Origin of the sequence: Noviherbaspirillum sp. (assembly GCF_035654295.1) — a bacterium.
Taxonomy (GTDB): domain Bacteria; phylum Pseudomonadota; class Gammaproteobacteria; order Burkholderiales; family Burkholderiaceae_D; genus Noviherbaspirillum.
Window position 1 is genome coordinate 1 of sequence record NZ_DASRXF010000046.1, and the last position, 14049, is coordinate 14049.

Sequence of the window (14049 nt, forward strand, 5' to 3'; positions counted from 1 at the left end):
TTCGCCATTCTTCTATAAAAGGCGGGATGCCAAACTCAACTTGAATGGCCTCATCAAGGGGATAGACAAGGATGCACAGAGTGCATTTTATTGGTGCCGGCATATCGAGACCCTCATGCGCGGGAAAGAACAATATGGGGCACAGTCGCACCAGGCACTGAAAGCACGGCTGGATCTGTTTTCCAATCAAGAATCGGCGGGCAAGTTACTCAATTCCCTCGGCTACGCAAAACTGGAGGCGAGCTGGAACACAGTCGGGCCTGAGCTTTTATGCAGCAATGCCGAGTTCGGCAAGCTGCTGTACAAACTCTCCAGCGAACTGAAAGAAGGTGATTCCACCGCCTACAAGTTGCGCTTTCAGTCTTCTGCCACCTCCAGCCATGTCATGACTCTTCACGTTCATAGAAGGAATGGACGGTTCTGTGTCGGAGTACATGATCCGAATGTCACCGCGAACATGAAGCACATGGAATATCTCACCGAGGACAAGGAAGGAATCACCAAAGCAGCTTTGCGGCAATTCATGAGCGTTAAGTACATATTTCCGCCAGAGAGATTTTCGGTAATCGGCGTATCCCCGTTCTTTTCCCAGGAGTACTCGGGAAAGTTGATCTCCCGGGACTTAGAACGTGTGGTCGAAAGCATCTCGAATGCATTGGCGGAGGGTAACTCCGTCTCTATTCGTTCAATTTGTCAGGAATTGAAAGAGCAGGAACCAGGTGGCTGGAGCACACACCTCCTTGAAAGTTTGGCATCCGACCGCCCCGGATGGCGGGCTTTTACGGGGCTCTTTCAGGCACTCTGTCAGGGGCACACCGAGGCGCTGAAGGCATACGGGGAGCTGCTCGAACTCTTTCCCGAGCATCAGCGCGCGGCCGTCTTGCCCGATTTGCTGAAGGCGAAAAATACCAAAGAAGTACCCGGACTATTTTTTGCCCTCACGCGAGGGCATGCCGATACCGTGAAGGCATATGGCACGTTGCTGAATCTGATTCCGGAGACTAGGCGCGTTGCCGTTTTGCTCGATCTGCTGGCAGCCAAGGATGAAAAGCAGATTCCCGGACTGTATTTCGCACTCCAAAGCGGTCATGCCGGGGCTGTGAGGGCATTTGGAGACCTGGTGAATCTGGTCCCTGAGAATCAGCGGCTTGCCGTCTTGCCCGATTGGCTGGCAGCAAAAGATGAGAGGCAAATTCCCGGCCTGAATCTCGCACTCCGGTTCGGTCATTGCGAGGCTGTGAGGGCATTTGGGGACTTGCTGAGCCTGATTCCCAGGAATCATCGGTCCGCTGTCGTGCCCGATCTGCTGGCGTCCAAAGATGAGATGAAGATTCCCGGGCTATTTTTCGCCCTCCAATTCGGTCACGCTGAGTCGGTGCGGGCGTTTGGAAGCTTGCTGGACCTGATTCCCGAAAATCAGGGGGCTGAAGTCTTGCCCGATTTGCTGGCTGCCAAAAATTCGGGACAAGTCCCCGGGTTATATTTTGCGCTCGCAAACGGTCATGGCGATGCAGTGAAGGCGTTTGGGGGCTTGCTGAGCCTGATTCCGGAAAGTCAGCGGACCGACACCTTGCCCGATTTGCTGGCTGCCAAAAATTCGGGACAAGTCCCGGGGTTATATTTCGCGCTCGCGAACGGTCATGGCGATGCAGTGAAGGCGTTTGGGGGCTTGCTGAGCCTGATTCCGGAAAGTCACCGGACCGACATCTTGCCCGATTTGCTGGCTGCCAGAAATTCGGGACAAATCCCCGGGTTATATTTTGCGCTCGCAAAGGGTCATGCCCACGCAGTGAAGGCATTTGGGGACTTGTTGAGCCTGATTCCCGAGAATCAGCGGGGCGAGATCTTGCCCGATTTGCTGGCTGCCAGAAATGCGGGACAAGTACCCGGGTTATATTTCGCGCTCACAAACGGTCATGCCGGCGCAGTGAAGGCATTTGGGGACTTGCTGGCCCTGATTCCCGAGAATCAGCGGGGCGACATCTTGCCCGGCTTGATAGCTGCCAAAAATGCGGGACAAGTCCCCGGGCTATATTTCGCACTCGCTAACGGCCATGCTGGCGCGCTGAAGGCATTTGGGGACTTGCTAAGCCTGATTCCTGAGAAACAGCGGGTCGCCGCCTTGCCCGATTTGCTTGAGGCAAAAGATGACCGCCACATTCACGGGCTATGCCTTGCCCTCACAGACGGTCATGCCGATGCAGTGAGGGCATTTGGAGATTTACTGAACCTGATTCCCGAGAATTGGCGGGCAGGCATCTTGCCCGAATTGTTGGCGGCGAAAGATGAAAGGCAGAATCCCGGACTCTATTTTGCCCTCTTGGAGGGGCACAGCGAAGCTGTGAAGGCGTTTGGCGATTTGTTAGGACTGATTCCCGAAAATCGCCGCAGTACCGTCCTGCCTGGCTTGCTTGCGGCAAAATCCATGAAGCAAATCCCCGGTCTGTATGCCGCCCTCTACAAAGGCCATGCCGACACGGTAAGAGCGTTCGGAAAGTTGCTGGAACTGATTCCTGCCGACACGAGCTCCTCCAGCTTGCCCGACTTGCTCGCAGCCAAAGACACCAAAGGGGTGCCGGGATTGAGAGCAGCCTTGCAATTTAGAAGGGTCGACGCTTCTCTCGCATTCGCGGAAATCCTCGAGGCTTCGGTGCCGCGCCTTTCCAGAGATGCTCGTGTCAATCTGCTGGAGTCGATCCGAGGGGCCTATAAGTTCAAAGCATGGTACACGGCCGGCGTCTGGATATACGCACCCGACTTCCTCGACCTGAGAGAAGATCCGATATTCCGCCGGAAATTCAAGGCGATGATGAAAGCGCTTAAAGAGTAACCAGCGTCGTGCCCGCACCCATCCTCAGATCATCTCCAGCGGCCGCGGACTCGTCGGCGGACGAAACGCTCGGTCCAGTTCCACCAGGTCCGCCTCCGTCAAGGCAAGCTCAAGCGCTTCCCGATTTTCCTCCACATGCGCCGCCCGCCCGGCCTTCGGAATCGCCACAACGCCTTGCTGCCGCAGCACCCACGACAGCGCCACCTGTGCCGCAGTCGCATCATGCCGTGCGGCGACCTCGCGCAGCACCGGGTGCCCGAGCAGTTTGCCCTGTTCGATCGGCGAATACGCCATGACGGCGATCCCGTTTGAGCGGCACCAGGGCAGCAGGTCGTACTCGATGCCGCGGCGGGTGAGGTTGTAGAGCACTTGGTTGACCACCGGTTCGCCGCCGGCGAGGGCTTCCAGTTCCCGCATGTCGTCGAGATCGAAATTGCTCACGCCCCAGTGGCGGATCTTGCCGTCATGCTTGAGCCGGGCGAGCGCCTCCACCGTTTCCTGCAGCGGGACGCTGCCGCGCCAGTGCAGGAGATAGAGATCGAGCCGGTCGGTGCCCAGGCGCCGCAGGCTGCGTTCGCAGGCGGCAATGGTTCCGCGCCGGCTGGCGTTCTGCGGCAAGACCTTGCTGACCAGGAAGACCTCGTCGCGCCTGCCGGCGAGGGCTTCGCCGACCAGTTCTTCCGATGCGCCGTCGGCATACATTTCGGCGGTGTCCACCAGCCGCATCCCGAGGTCGAGCCCGCGCCGCAGGGCATTGATTTCCGATTCACGAGAGCGCGGCTTTTCCGCCATACACCAGGTGCCTTGGCCGAGGACGGGGATGGTTTCTCCATTCGCTAAGGCAAGCGTGCGCATGCGGCCTCCTGTAATGAAGTTTTCATCATAGCCGTATTGCCCGCGATGTTCTTCAGCCGGCCGCCGTGGTATTGCGCGCCGTCGTGCCGCGCGCGGTTTCGGTGATTGCCGCCAGGGGAAGTTCGACCCAGCGATGGAAGGCTGCACCAGCGGCGATGCTTGCCAGCCATGCCGTCACCACGCCGGCGGCCTGAACCTCGGGCAGCGCCGGCGCAAAGCGTGTGAATGCGGCATTCACCACGAGGCTGACGGGGAAGTGAATCAGGAAGACCGAATAGGAGATGCGGCCGATCAAGGCGACCAGCCGCGAATCCTGGCCGGGAATACGCACCATGCCCTTGCACGCGGCCACCAGCAGCAGCGCCGTGCCAAGCGCGAGGGCGATGCGGCTGCGGAATTCCAGGTCGAGCGCCAGTCCGCCGAGCAGCAGGATGGCGCTTGTCAGCAGGGCAAGCTGCAGCGGGCTGCGGGTGCGTTCGGATGCCCACCACGCGAGCGCGCCGAGACCGTAGCTGCCGAAAAAGTAGGGCGCCCAGTTGTCCCAGGTCGAGTCCAGGTTGAAGTACAGCAGCGATGCCGCCGTGCAGCCTGCGACCGCTGACGGCGCGAGCCAGGCGGGAAGACCGGGACGGGCGGTGAGATACAGGAGCAGCGTCATCAAGGCGAACAGCTGGAAGTCGATTGCGACGTACCATGCGCCGGCGGAGAGAGATTCGTAGCCGAGCACGCCGTGCAGGAGGGAGGCGTGCGCGAGGACTTGCGCAAGGTTGGGCATGGACGAGATCGAGTCATGCGTCATCCATTGCGCGGCCAGCGCAGAGGCCGCGACTGCAAGCAGCATTGCGGCCATGAAGGGCGGAGCAAGCTTGACGAAGCGGCGCAGCACTGCGCGGACCGGCGTGCGCGCCGCAGTGCTTTGCGCGGAAAGGGATCGGGCGGCGAGGAATCCGCCCATGACCAGGAAGGCGTGCACGGCAATGCGCGCGTGCGCCTCCAGCCACTCGAACATCTCCGGCGCGAGCGGACGCGCGACGTCGGCCATCGGGCCGTAGAACGCAAGGTGGTGCAGGACGATCAGGTTGCAGGCGACCGCCTTGAGGAGGTCGAAAACGCGGAAATGCATGGCGCGACGGGGAAACGGGGGAATCGGGGGAATCGATCAACCCCGTATTGTCGCATGTCTTGCTTTCAGGAATGTTGCTTTACATCTTTTTCGCCTGGAGCCTTGCCTTCCGCCGAATGGTGTTCGATGGTCGCATTGATCTCCGCTCCGAACAGCAGCACCGCGGCGGAAATGAAGAAATACAGCAGCAGGATGATGATGGCGCCGATGCTGCCGTAGGTGGCGTTGTAATCGGCGAAGCTGGTGACGTAGAACTTGAAGCCGAGCGAGGCGGCGATCCAGACCGCCACCGCCAGCAAGGCGCCCGGGGAGATGAAGCGGAATTCCTGTTCCACGTCGGGCGCAGCGTAATAGATGATCGCCACCGCCAGCGCCAGGATGAGGAACGCGGCTGGCCAGCGCAGCCATGCCCATAGCGTGACGAAGATCTGCTCGAGTCCGATCCAGTGGGTGAGCCACTGCATCGCCTGCGGCCCCACGGTCAGCAGCGCGGCCGCCACGATCATCATCGCCGCCAAGCCGACGGTGTACAGCATCGACAGCGGATACAGCTTCCACGCTGGCCGGGTTTCGCGCACGTCGTAGGCGACGTTGAGCGCGTTCATGGTTGCGCGCACCGCCGCCGACGCGGACCACAAGGCGACGATCACGCCGAGCGACATCAGGCCGGCCTGCTCCTGCTGCAAGTCCGAGATGACCTTGTTCACCTGCTCGTAGGCCTCGGGCGGGAGCATGGGCTGGGCGTTTTGCCGCAGCCAGTCAAAGAACTCAGGACGCTGCAGGAAGCCCAGCAGCGCGATCAGGAAAATAATGAAGGGGAAGATTGAAAAAAATATCTGATAGGCAAGGGCGGATGCGTGGGTGGTCATGTCGTCGTCGAAGAAGTCGCCGACGGCTTCCTTGACCAGTTTCATGAAGCTCATCCCACGCAATCCGGGTATTCCCATGCGCCCTCGCTCTAAAAGTGGTGTCCGCCTTCCTGTCCTTCCTGTTAATGGTTGCGTGAATCGCCCGGGCCTTCAAATGCCCGTTTGGCGAGATAGGTTCCGGCGATCACCGCACCTGCCGCCACCAGCATGGAACTGGTCGGGAAGCTGCGGGCGGAGTTGGCGGCCAGTTCGCCGGCGCGCGGGGCGGTAAGTTGCAGGCGGCGCTTTGTCATTTCGGCGCCCAGTTCGCTCAGCCGGTGGCCGAGCAGGCGTTCCGCTTCCGGCAGCAAGGTGGTTTCCTCGTCCGCCACGTGGTGCATCACGTTGCGCATGAGTTCCATGAAGGTCTGGTCGAAGGCGGGGTTGGTTGCTTCCATCGAGCGCAGCTGGGCGATCAGGCGGCGCATCTCGTTGTGCTCCGGCACGCTTTTCTCGACCACCGACTTGTCGGCCGAGACGACGCGCATGGCGGGGTAAAAAATCTCTTCTTCAAGCTGGGCGTGGATTTCCAGCGCAATGCAGACGGTATTGACCAGCGCCTTCTTCGTCGCCGGATTGTTGTCGATTTCGTACTGATGGAAGGTTTCCAGTACGGCGGTGTGATCCATGCGGATCATGTTGGTGATGGTGGGCGATAGTGTGCTGCTGATCGTGTTTCTGAGCGATTTCATCATGGCATCCTCCTTCGGTTCAACGTCATGGGTACGGATTGCAGCAAACACCGTACCCGCCTCAAAGTGAACGGGCAATCAGCTCTCTTTGTTTCCGGTCCGGAAGCCGCCCGATGCCGGCCTGCATGTTGTCGCGCAGATGCGTCAACTTGGATGTCGCCGGGATCGCGCAGGTGACGGCCGGGTGTCCCGTCACGTACTTCAGCAGGATCTGCGCCCAGCTGGAACATTCGATCTCCGCCGCCCACGGGGGCAGCGGGCGGTTGCGCATCTGGCGGATCACCTCGCCGCCGGCGAACGGGCGGTTCACGATCACGGCCACGCCGCGCTCCTGCGCCAGCGGGAGCAGACGCTGTTCGGCTTCGCGCTCGGCGGCGGAAAAATTGATCTGCACGAAATCGACGGCATGCTTGCGCAGGATGGCGGCGACCTCGTCATGGCTGCCCGCGGTGTAATGCGTGATGCCGATGTAGCGCACCAGTCCCTGCTGCTTCCATTCGCGCAGGGTCGCCAGGTGGGTATCGACGTCCAGCAGGTTGTGCACCTGCATGAGGTCGACCGGGCGGGCCCGCAGCTTGCGCATCGATTCTTCCATCTGCCGGATGCCCGCCTCCTTGCCCCGGGTCCAGACCTTGGTCGCGACGAACAGCCGGTCGCGCAGCCTGAGTTTTTCCGCGAGCTCGCCGGTCACTTCTTCCGAGCGGCCGTACATGGGAGACGAATCGATCACGCGTCCGCCCAGCGCGACAAAGGCGGACAGCACCTCTGCGAGCGGCGCACGCTCGTCCTCACCCGGCCCGACGTCGAAGGTCTGCCAGGTACCGAGGCCGACCACCGGCAACGCTTCCCCGGACGAGGGGATGCGGCGCATGTGCAAGGCGCGCCCCTCGGACGGCGGAGCGGCAAAGGCGCCTCCAAATCCCAGGGCAGTAGCAGCGGCAATCAGTCCCATCGCTTCACGTCGATTGATTCCTGTCATGGCGTTCTCCCAGCCTGAATCCGGTGGCCGCCCAGAGCAGCGCGGCGGGCAGGGCGGCAAACAGGAAGGCATCCAGTCCCAGCCCGCGCAATGCCGCAATTGCCCATGCGCTGCCGGCATCGCCGGCGCGGTACACCGCGGTATCGATAAAATTCTTCGCCTTGTAACGGCTTTCTGCATCGAGCGCGGTGTAGACCATTTCCCGCCCGGGTTTTCCCAGTGCATATTCGCCCGCCCGATGCAAGACCTGCACTGCGGCCAGTGCGGCCAGGCCGCGCCACGCGGCAAGCATACCCAGTGCGGCCGCCATCAGCACCGGCACCAGCGGCAGCGTGACGCGCAGCCCGAAACGGCCGACCAGCCGGCGCGTGCCCAGCAGTTGCAGCGACAGCGCGGCGGCATTGACCGCAAGATCGACGGCCGCAAAGAAGCTGGTGCGCTCGCCCGAATCCGCATAGCGCAGTCCCGCCTGGCGCACCATTTCCACATAGAGGACGGTGGAGACTGTCGTGTAGCAGAGGACGAGAATCGCCATGCGCCGCAGGTCGGGCCGCTTGGCCGCCAGCGCGATCCCTGCCAGCACCGAGCCGCCGACCGGCCGCCCCTCCTGCGGCGCGCCGCTCCTGGGCAGGGCCAGCACGCAAGCGATGGCCAGGCAGAGCAGGAGCGCCGACAGACCCAGCAGGTGGGCAGCCGGGAGATGCCGGGCAAGCACAGCCGTCAGCGCGGGACCGGCCAGTGCGCCGCAGGTGCCGCCGGCCGCGATATAGCCATACAGGCGGTGCGATTCCTCGGTCGAGAAGCTGTCGCCCATCCGGCTCCAGAACAGCGACACGACAAACAGGTTGAACACGCTGAGCCAGACGAAAAAGATGGCCGCCCCGAGCGGCGAGGGGCCGGATGCGAATGCCGCCTGGAATGCCAGCAGCTTGATGACGATGAAGCCGTAGACCAGCGGCAGCACCCGCTGACGGGGCAGGGTCCGCACCACCGTCCCGAACAGCGGCACGACGAGCAGCGTGAACAGGAAGGTCGCGCTGAACAGCCACTGCAGGCGATCGGCGCCGAAGCGCACCGCCATGTCGTCCCGCACCGGCCGCAGGATGTAGTAGCTGCACAGGATCAGGAAGAAGGCCGCCCCGGCGCAGCCGGCGCGCATCAGCTCGCCGGGCCGGAACAGGCCGGCGGCCATGCGCAGGGACTGTCGTTCATGTTCTGGCCGGCGCACGGGCGTTCAGAAGCGGCCGTCCGCCTGGTCGGACGGAGGACGGCGCAGGCGTATCACTTCCTTTCCGTCCGCACCCGGTGCGGGAGGCATGCTGAAGGATTCCGCCTGCCGCAGCAGCGCGATCACCTCGTCGTCGCCGGTCTGGTCAAAATCCGCGTAGTACTGGCTGACGGCGCGGAAGTCGTCGGGCGAGAGCAGGCAGATGCTGTCGTCGGCAAGGTCGCAGAGGGCGGCAACCGTTTCAGCGGGCGCGACCGGGACTGCGAACATCAGCTGCTCCGGTCCCGCCGCGGCGATGGCCTGCAAGGCGACTTTCATCGTGCCGCCGGTGGCGATGCCATCGTCGACCACGACGACCACCCGGTTGCGCAGCTCGGTCAATTCGCGCCCGCCGCGGTAAAGCTCGCGCCGCCGCGCCATTTCCGCGAACTGCCGCTGCTTTTCCTCTTCCACATAACGCGCGTCGGCCCGCGTGCGCGAGACGAGGTCGTCGTTCATCACGCAGAAGGGCTCGTTGCCCTCGGCGACCGCGCCGATGCCCAGCTCAGGGAAGTACGGCGCGCCGATCTTGCGGACGAGGAAGACATCCAGGGTGGCGTGCAGCGCCTGCGCCACCTCGAACGCCACCGGAACCCCGCCGCGCGGCAGGGCCAGGATCACCGGGTCGGAATCCTTCAGGTATTGCAGGGCCGCGGCGAGCTGGCGTCCGGCGTCGCTGCGGTCCCGGAAAGGGTGTCGATTGGAAAACATCGCGTTCAACCTCCTCACTGCGAAGGAAAAGTGCAGCAAGATGCCTGCCATGAAGGAGCGCCGGTGACAGCGGGGCTCGCATGAACGTCTTTACACCCGTTCATGTACAAATTACACGCACGCTCTACACGCGGAACTAATGCAACGGGCAAGCACCAAACGGCCTCCACGTAACAGAATGGAAAGGAGTCCCCATGCCTATGCAAATGAACCAGATCAGAGACCGCTTTTCCCAGGTGGAACAGTGCATCGACGCTGCCGCCCAGATGTGCGAAATGAGCCCCGATGTACCCGACCGGCTGCGCACCTGCCTGAGCGAACTGGAGCAGGAGGCGGACCATGCCATCCAGGTGGCCGAACAGGGCCAGAGTGACGACCAGATCCGGCAATGCGTGAGCAAGCTGGAAAAGATCGGCGACCGTGCAATGCAATCCTGCGCGCAAGGCGGCTATGTCGACGTGCAGGTACAGAACGCCGTGCGACAGGCGCGCAAGGCCATTTCCTCCCTCAAGCAGCAACTCCACTGAGCGCTATGGCCGGCTGCGCGCCGGCCTTGCCCCTTCCGTGTTACATCTTCTTACGGCCTTGCATCCGCAATGCCTGCTAAAGTTGCGTATTACACATTCGCCGAAGGGAGAACGGAGTGGCGCGAAAATCGTCCGCCGGTTCGAAGTCGTCTCGCTCGGGGAAGCGTGCCGTGAAGTCACGCCTCCTGCAATTCCTGATGATCCTTGCCGCCGCAGGCGCCGCCGGTTGCGCGCTGCTGGCGGGGTATGTTTTCCTGATTGTCGTTCCCAACCTGCCCTCGCTGGACGCGATCACCGATTACCGTCCCAAGATCCCGCTGCGCGTCTATACGGCCGACCAGGTGCTGATCGGCGAGTTCGGCGAAGAACGGCGCGACTTCGTGCCGATCGCCGAGATGCCCAAGGTGCTGAAAAATGCGGTGCTCGCCATCGAGGATGCCAATTTCTATGAGCACGGCGGCGTCGATTACTCGGGCATCGCGCGCGCCTTCCTGATGAACCTCGGCGCCAGCCGCTCGCAGGGCGCCTCCACCATCACCATGCAGGTGGCCCGCAATTTCTACCTCAGCCGGAAGAAGGAATATTCGCGCAAGATCCAGGAGATCGTGCTGTCCTGGCGCATCGAGGAGCAACTGAGCAAGGACCAGATCCTCGAGCTGTACATGAACCAGATCTACCTCGGCGAGCGCGCCTACGGCTTCGGCAGCGCGGCGCGCATCTACTTCGGCAAGGAAGTCGGAGAACTGAGCATCGCCGAAGCCGCGATGCTGGCCGGCCTGCCGAAGGCGCCGTCCACCGCCAACCCGGTGGCCAACCCGGTACGGGCCAAGCAGCGCCAGCAATACATTCTCAAGCGCATGCGCGAGCTGGGCTACATCACACCCGCGCAATACGAGCAGGCAGCGCGCGAAAAGCTCCAGGTCCGCAGCAAGGGCTACCTGATGCAGACCCATGCCGAGTATGCGGCCGAGATCGTGCGCCAGTACATGGCCGAGAAGTACAAGGACGACGTCTACACCCACGGCTACACCGTTTACACCACGCTCAACAGCGCCGACCAGGATGCCGCCTACCAGGCGGTGCGCCGCGGCGTGCTGGAGTACGACCGCCGCCACGGCTACCGCGGACCGGAGGATTACATCGCGCTGCCGGCCGACGAGGAAGAGCGGGAGCAGGCGGTCGACGAGATCCTCACCCGGCACCCGGACAGCGACGACCTGCGCGCCGCCGTCGTGCTCTCGGCGTCGTCCAAGGCGGTGCGCGCCGAGATGCTGTCGGGCGAGGTGGCCGAGATTACCGGCGAGGGCCTGAAGTTCGCGGCCTCATCGCTCAGTGCCAAGAGCAAGAACCGCATCCGGCCGGGATCGGTGATCCGTGTGGCGCAGGATGCGAAGAAGCGCTGGTGGATCACCCAGCTGCCGGAAGTGTCGGCGGCCTTCGTGTCGCTCAATGCGAACGACGGCTCGTTCCGCGCGCTGGTCGGCGGATTCGACTTCAATCTCAACCAGTTCAACCACGTCACGCAAGCCTGGCGCCAGCCGGGTTCCAGCATCAAGCCCTTCATCTACTCGGCGGCGCTGGAAAAAGGCCTTTCGCCGGGCACGATGATCAACGATGCCCCGCTTGAGACCAGCCTGGCCGAGGCTGGCGGGCCGGCATGGAACCCGCAGAACGATGACGGCGTCTACGACGGGCCGGTCAGCATGCGCACCGGCCTGAAGCGCTCGAAGAACCTGGTCTCCATCCGCATCCTGCAGGCCATTTCCCCGCCGTTCGCGCTGGAGCACATCGGGCGCTTCGGCTTCGACCAGGACAAGCATCCGTCCAACCTGACCATGACGCTCGGCACCGGCTCGGTGACGCCCCTGCAGATGGCCGGCGCTTACGCGGTGTTTGCCAACGGCGGCTACCGGATCGCGCCTTACCTGATCGAGAAGGTGGTTGATGCGCGGGGCAACGTGCTGCTGGAAAACAGCCCGTCGATCGCAGGCGACGAAAATGCCCGCGTGCTCGATGCGCGCAATGCCTTCCTGGTCGACAGCATGCTGCGCGACGTCGTCGGCTCCGGCACCGGTTACGCGGCCAGCCAGCGGCTCGGCCGGCGCGACCTCGCCGGCAAGACCGGCACCACCAACGATGCAATGGACGGCTGGTTCGCCGGCTACGGCAGCGATATCGTCGCCGTGGCGTGGATGGGCTACGACAAGCCGCGTTCGCTGGGCGGAAAGGAGTATGGCGGCACGGTGGCGCTGCCGGTGTGGATCGATTACATGCGCGCCGCGCTCAAGGGCAAGCCGCCGGCGCAGCGGCCGATGCCCGCCGGGCTGGTGCAGGTGGACGGCGACTTGATGTATGAGGAATATACGCGCGGAGATGCGGTGCAGTCGGTAGGGGTGGATCCGGTACGCGGGTTCTGGGACAGGTTGTTCGGCAGCAGTCCCTCCACGCCGGCAGGAGTGCCGGCGCCGCCAACGCGGCAGACGGCGCCTGCGGGGGATATGGATTATCGGGGTGGGGGATAGTCCGATGGTCGCATGGCGGGTTTCGCTTCGCTCTATCCACCCCACCATGCACTTAAAGAACACCCCTCAAGACAACTTCGGATATCCCGTAATCTCCTGTATCTGCTGATACAAGGGCACCAGCCGCGAATACATTTTCTTGTACACCCGCGAATACAATGCATCGTAAGTCTGCTGGTGTTGCGGCTTCGGCTCGAACACCTTGCCCACGCGCGTCATTTCCGCGATGGCCGTGTCGAAATCACGATGCAGCTTCAACCCGGCCGCCGCATTGATCGCCGCACCCAGCCCGGATGTCTCGTACACATGTGGCCGTGCGGTCGGCAAACCGAAGATGTCGGCGGTGAGCTGCATCGCCGCATCGCTCTGCGAACCGCCGCCCGACACACGCAATGATGTGATCGGCACGCCGCTGCGCTTCTCGATCTTTTCCTTGCCCTCGCGCAGCGCATAAGCCAGCCCCTCCAGGATCGCCCGGTACAGGTGAGCCCGGTTGTGCACGTCCCCGAACCCGATCACCGCACCCTTGGCTTCCGGCCCCGGCTGCTTGATTCCCGGCGTCCAGTAGGGCTGCAGCATCAGCCCCATGGCGCCCGGCGGTACGGCGTTGACGAGCTCGTCGAACAGTTCTTCCGGCGCCACGCCTTCCTCCAGCGCCCGCATCTTTTCATGCAGCCCGAACTGTTCCTTGAACCAGTTCACCATCCAGTAGCCGCGGAAGATCTGCACCTCGGTGCTGTAGGCGCCCGGCACGGCGGCGGGATAGGGCGGGATGAAGGGCGTGACCTCGATGTATTTCCGGCTGGTGGTGTTGATGGTGGCGGTGGTGCCATAGCTGAGGCAGCCGATGTGCGGTTCAAGGCAGCCGGCGCCGATCACTTCGCATGCCTTGTCGGCCGCGGCGGCCACCAACGGCGTTCCCGCGGGAATGCCGGTAGCGGCGGCAGCCTCGGCAGTGATCTTGCCCATGACCGTGCCGGGCGGGACGAGCTCGGGCAGCATGCCCCGCTCGATCGGCATCGCCTGCCATTTCCAGTCCCAGGACGGTGCCCAGCGCAGGCCCTTGTAATCGAAGGGAACGTAGGCGACCTGGGAAGCGGAGGAGTCGACGAACTCGCCGCCGAGACGGTAGTTGAGGTAGCCCGACAGGAGCAGGTATTTGTGGGTGCTGTTCCAGATCTCCGGCTGGTTGGCCTTGATCCAGTTTGCTTCCGCCTCGCCCTGGAAGAAATCGATCGTACTGTCTACGCGGGCCAGCTTGAAGGCTGCGCGCCAGAGCGGATTGATCTTCGGCACCTCGGACGTGCGGCGCTGATCCAGCCAGACGATGGCGGGGCGCAGCGGCTTGCCCTGGCGGTCGAGATTGATGACGGTGCCGCGCTGCGTGGTGACGGCGACGCCGCGTACGGCGGCAGGCGGGACGTTCGATTGCGCCCACAGCCGCTGGCAGGCGGTGCACAGCGCCTCCCAGTAGTCCTCGGCGCGATGTTCGGCCCAGCCGGGATGATCTGAAAAGTATGCCTCGAGATGGACCTGGGACTTGGCAACGATATGGCCATGCAGGTCGAACAGGATGGCGCGCACGCTTTGCGTGCCGTTGTCGATGGCAAGGAGATAGTCGGACATGCGGGTTCC

Annotated in this window: 11 protein-coding genes; 3 read left to right on the top strand and 8 right to left on the bottom strand. The window is 62.9% G+C overall.

The window, feature by feature from the left end; genetic code table 11:
- Nucleotides 1-2830 (top strand): ShET2/EspL2 family type III secretion system effector toxin (locus VFF99_RS05330; RefSeq protein WP_325015689.1); only part of this gene is annotated, 2830 nt, incomplete at its 5' end.
- Between the two features lie 24 nt (nucleotides 2831-2854).
- On the opposite strand, the gene VFF99_RS05335 is transcribed toward VFF99_RS05330, so the two are convergent.
- The 7 genes from VFF99_RS05335 to VFF99_RS05365 all read right to left on the bottom strand — a co-directional run bounded on the left by VFF99_RS05335 (nucleotide 2855) and on the right by VFF99_RS05365 (nucleotide 9365).
- The gene (locus VFF99_RS05335) at nucleotides 2855-3685 is read right to left on the bottom strand and encodes an aldo/keto reductase (protein WP_325015691.1); all 831 of its coding nucleotides are present in this window, start codon (nucleotides 3683-3685) and stop codon (nucleotides 2855-2857) included.
- Between the two features lie 52 nt (nucleotides 3686-3737).
- Nucleotides 3738-4808 carry an acyltransferase gene (locus tag VFF99_RS05340; protein WP_325015693.1) on the bottom strand — a complete coding sequence of 357 codons (1071 nt, stop codon included), beginning with the start codon at nucleotides 4806-4808 and terminating at the stop codon, nucleotides 3738-3740.
- 65 nt (nucleotides 4809-4873) lie between these two features.
- On the bottom strand, nucleotides 4874-5731 hold the full coding sequence (locus VFF99_RS05345; RefSeq protein WP_325015695.1) for a YihY/virulence factor BrkB family protein: 858 nt from the start codon (nucleotides 5729-5731) through the stop codon (nucleotides 4874-4876).
- Between the two features lie 68 nt (nucleotides 5732-5799).
- Nucleotides 5800-6411, bottom strand: a complete 612-nt coding sequence (locus tag VFF99_RS05350) for a hemerythrin domain-containing protein (protein WP_325015697.1) — start codon at nucleotides 6409-6411, stop codon at nucleotides 5800-5802.
- A gap of 58 nt (nucleotides 6412-6469) precedes the next feature.
- A complete protein-coding gene (locus VFF99_RS05355) occupies nucleotides 6470-7387 on the bottom strand; it encodes an aldo/keto reductase (protein WP_325015698.1) in 918 nt (305 codons plus the stop codon).
- Complete coding sequence (locus VFF99_RS05360) at nucleotides 7365-8579, bottom strand: NTP/NDP exchange transporter (RefSeq protein ID WP_325015700.1); 1215 nt, start codon at nucleotides 8577-8579, stop codon at nucleotides 7365-7367. The genes VFF99_RS05355 and VFF99_RS05360 overlap by 23 nt, the downstream gene beginning before the upstream one ends.
- A gap of 42 nt (nucleotides 8580-8621) precedes the next feature.
- Complete coding sequence (locus VFF99_RS05365) at nucleotides 8622-9365, bottom strand: phosphoribosyltransferase (protein WP_325015702.1); 744 nt, start codon at nucleotides 9363-9365, stop codon at nucleotides 8622-8624.
- Nucleotides 9366-9571: 206 nt separating this feature from the next.
- Between VFF99_RS05365 and VFF99_RS05370 the strand changes: the two genes are divergently transcribed.
- Together VFF99_RS05370 and VFF99_RS05375 are read left to right on the top strand one after the other, a co-directional pair.
- The gene (locus VFF99_RS05370) at nucleotides 9572-9892 is read left to right on the top strand and encodes a hypothetical protein (RefSeq protein ID WP_325015704.1); all 321 of its coding nucleotides are present in this window, start codon (nucleotides 9572-9574) and stop codon (nucleotides 9890-9892) included.
- A gap of 197 nt (nucleotides 9893-10089) precedes the next feature.
- On the top strand, nucleotides 10090-12414 hold the full coding sequence (locus VFF99_RS05375; RefSeq protein ID WP_325015739.1) for a penicillin-binding protein 1A: 2325 nt from the start codon (nucleotides 10090-10092) through the stop codon (nucleotides 12412-12414).
- Nucleotides 12415-12480: 66 nt separating this feature from the next.
- Here VFF99_RS05375 and VFF99_RS05380 read toward each other — a convergent pair whose 3' ends face one another.
- Nucleotides 12481-14040, bottom strand: coding sequence for an FGGY-family carbohydrate kinase (locus VFF99_RS05380; protein WP_325015706.1), 1560 nt, complete (start codon nucleotides 14038-14040; stop codon nucleotides 12481-12483).
- Nucleotides 14041-14049: the final 9 nt, after the last annotated feature.

Bases quoted from the DNA above. Each gene is read 5' to 3' on its own strand.
- VFF99_RS05335 (WP_325015691.1), bottom strand. From the start codon at position 3,685: ATGCGCACGCTTGCCTTAGCGAATGGAGAAACCATCCCCGTCCTCGGC.
- VFF99_RS05340 (WP_325015693.1), bottom strand. From the start codon at position 4,808: ATGCATTTCCGCGTTTTCGACCTCCTCAAGGCGGTCGCCTGCAACCTG.
- VFF99_RS05345 (WP_325015695.1), bottom strand. From the start codon at position 5,731: ATGAGCTTCATGAAACTGGTCAAGGAAGCCGTCGGCGACTTCTTCGAC.
- VFF99_RS05350 (WP_325015697.1), bottom strand. From the start codon at position 6,411: ATGATGAAATCGCTCAGAAACACGATCAGCAGCACACTATCGCCCACC.
- VFF99_RS05355 (WP_325015698.1), bottom strand. From the start codon at position 7,387: ATGACAGGAATCAATCGACGTGAAGCGATGGGACTGATTGCCGCTGCT.
- VFF99_RS05360 (WP_325015700.1), bottom strand. From the start codon at position 8,579: ATGGCCGCCGGCCTGTTCCGGCCCGGCGAGCTGATGCGCGCCGGCTGC.
- VFF99_RS05365 (WP_325015702.1), bottom strand. From the start codon at position 9,365: ATGTTTTCCAATCGACACCCTTTCCGGGACCGCAGCGACGCCGGACGC.
- VFF99_RS05370 (WP_325015704.1), top strand. From the start codon at position 9,572: ATGAACCAGATCAGAGACCGCTTTTCCCAGGTGGAACAGTGCATCGAC.
- VFF99_RS05375 (WP_325015739.1), top strand. From the start codon at position 10,090: ATGATCCTTGCCGCCGCAGGCGCCGCCGGTTGCGCGCTGCTGGCGGGG.
- VFF99_RS05380 (WP_325015706.1), bottom strand. From the start codon at position 14,040: ATGTCCGACTATCTCCTTGCCATCGACAACGGCACGCAAAGCGTGCGC.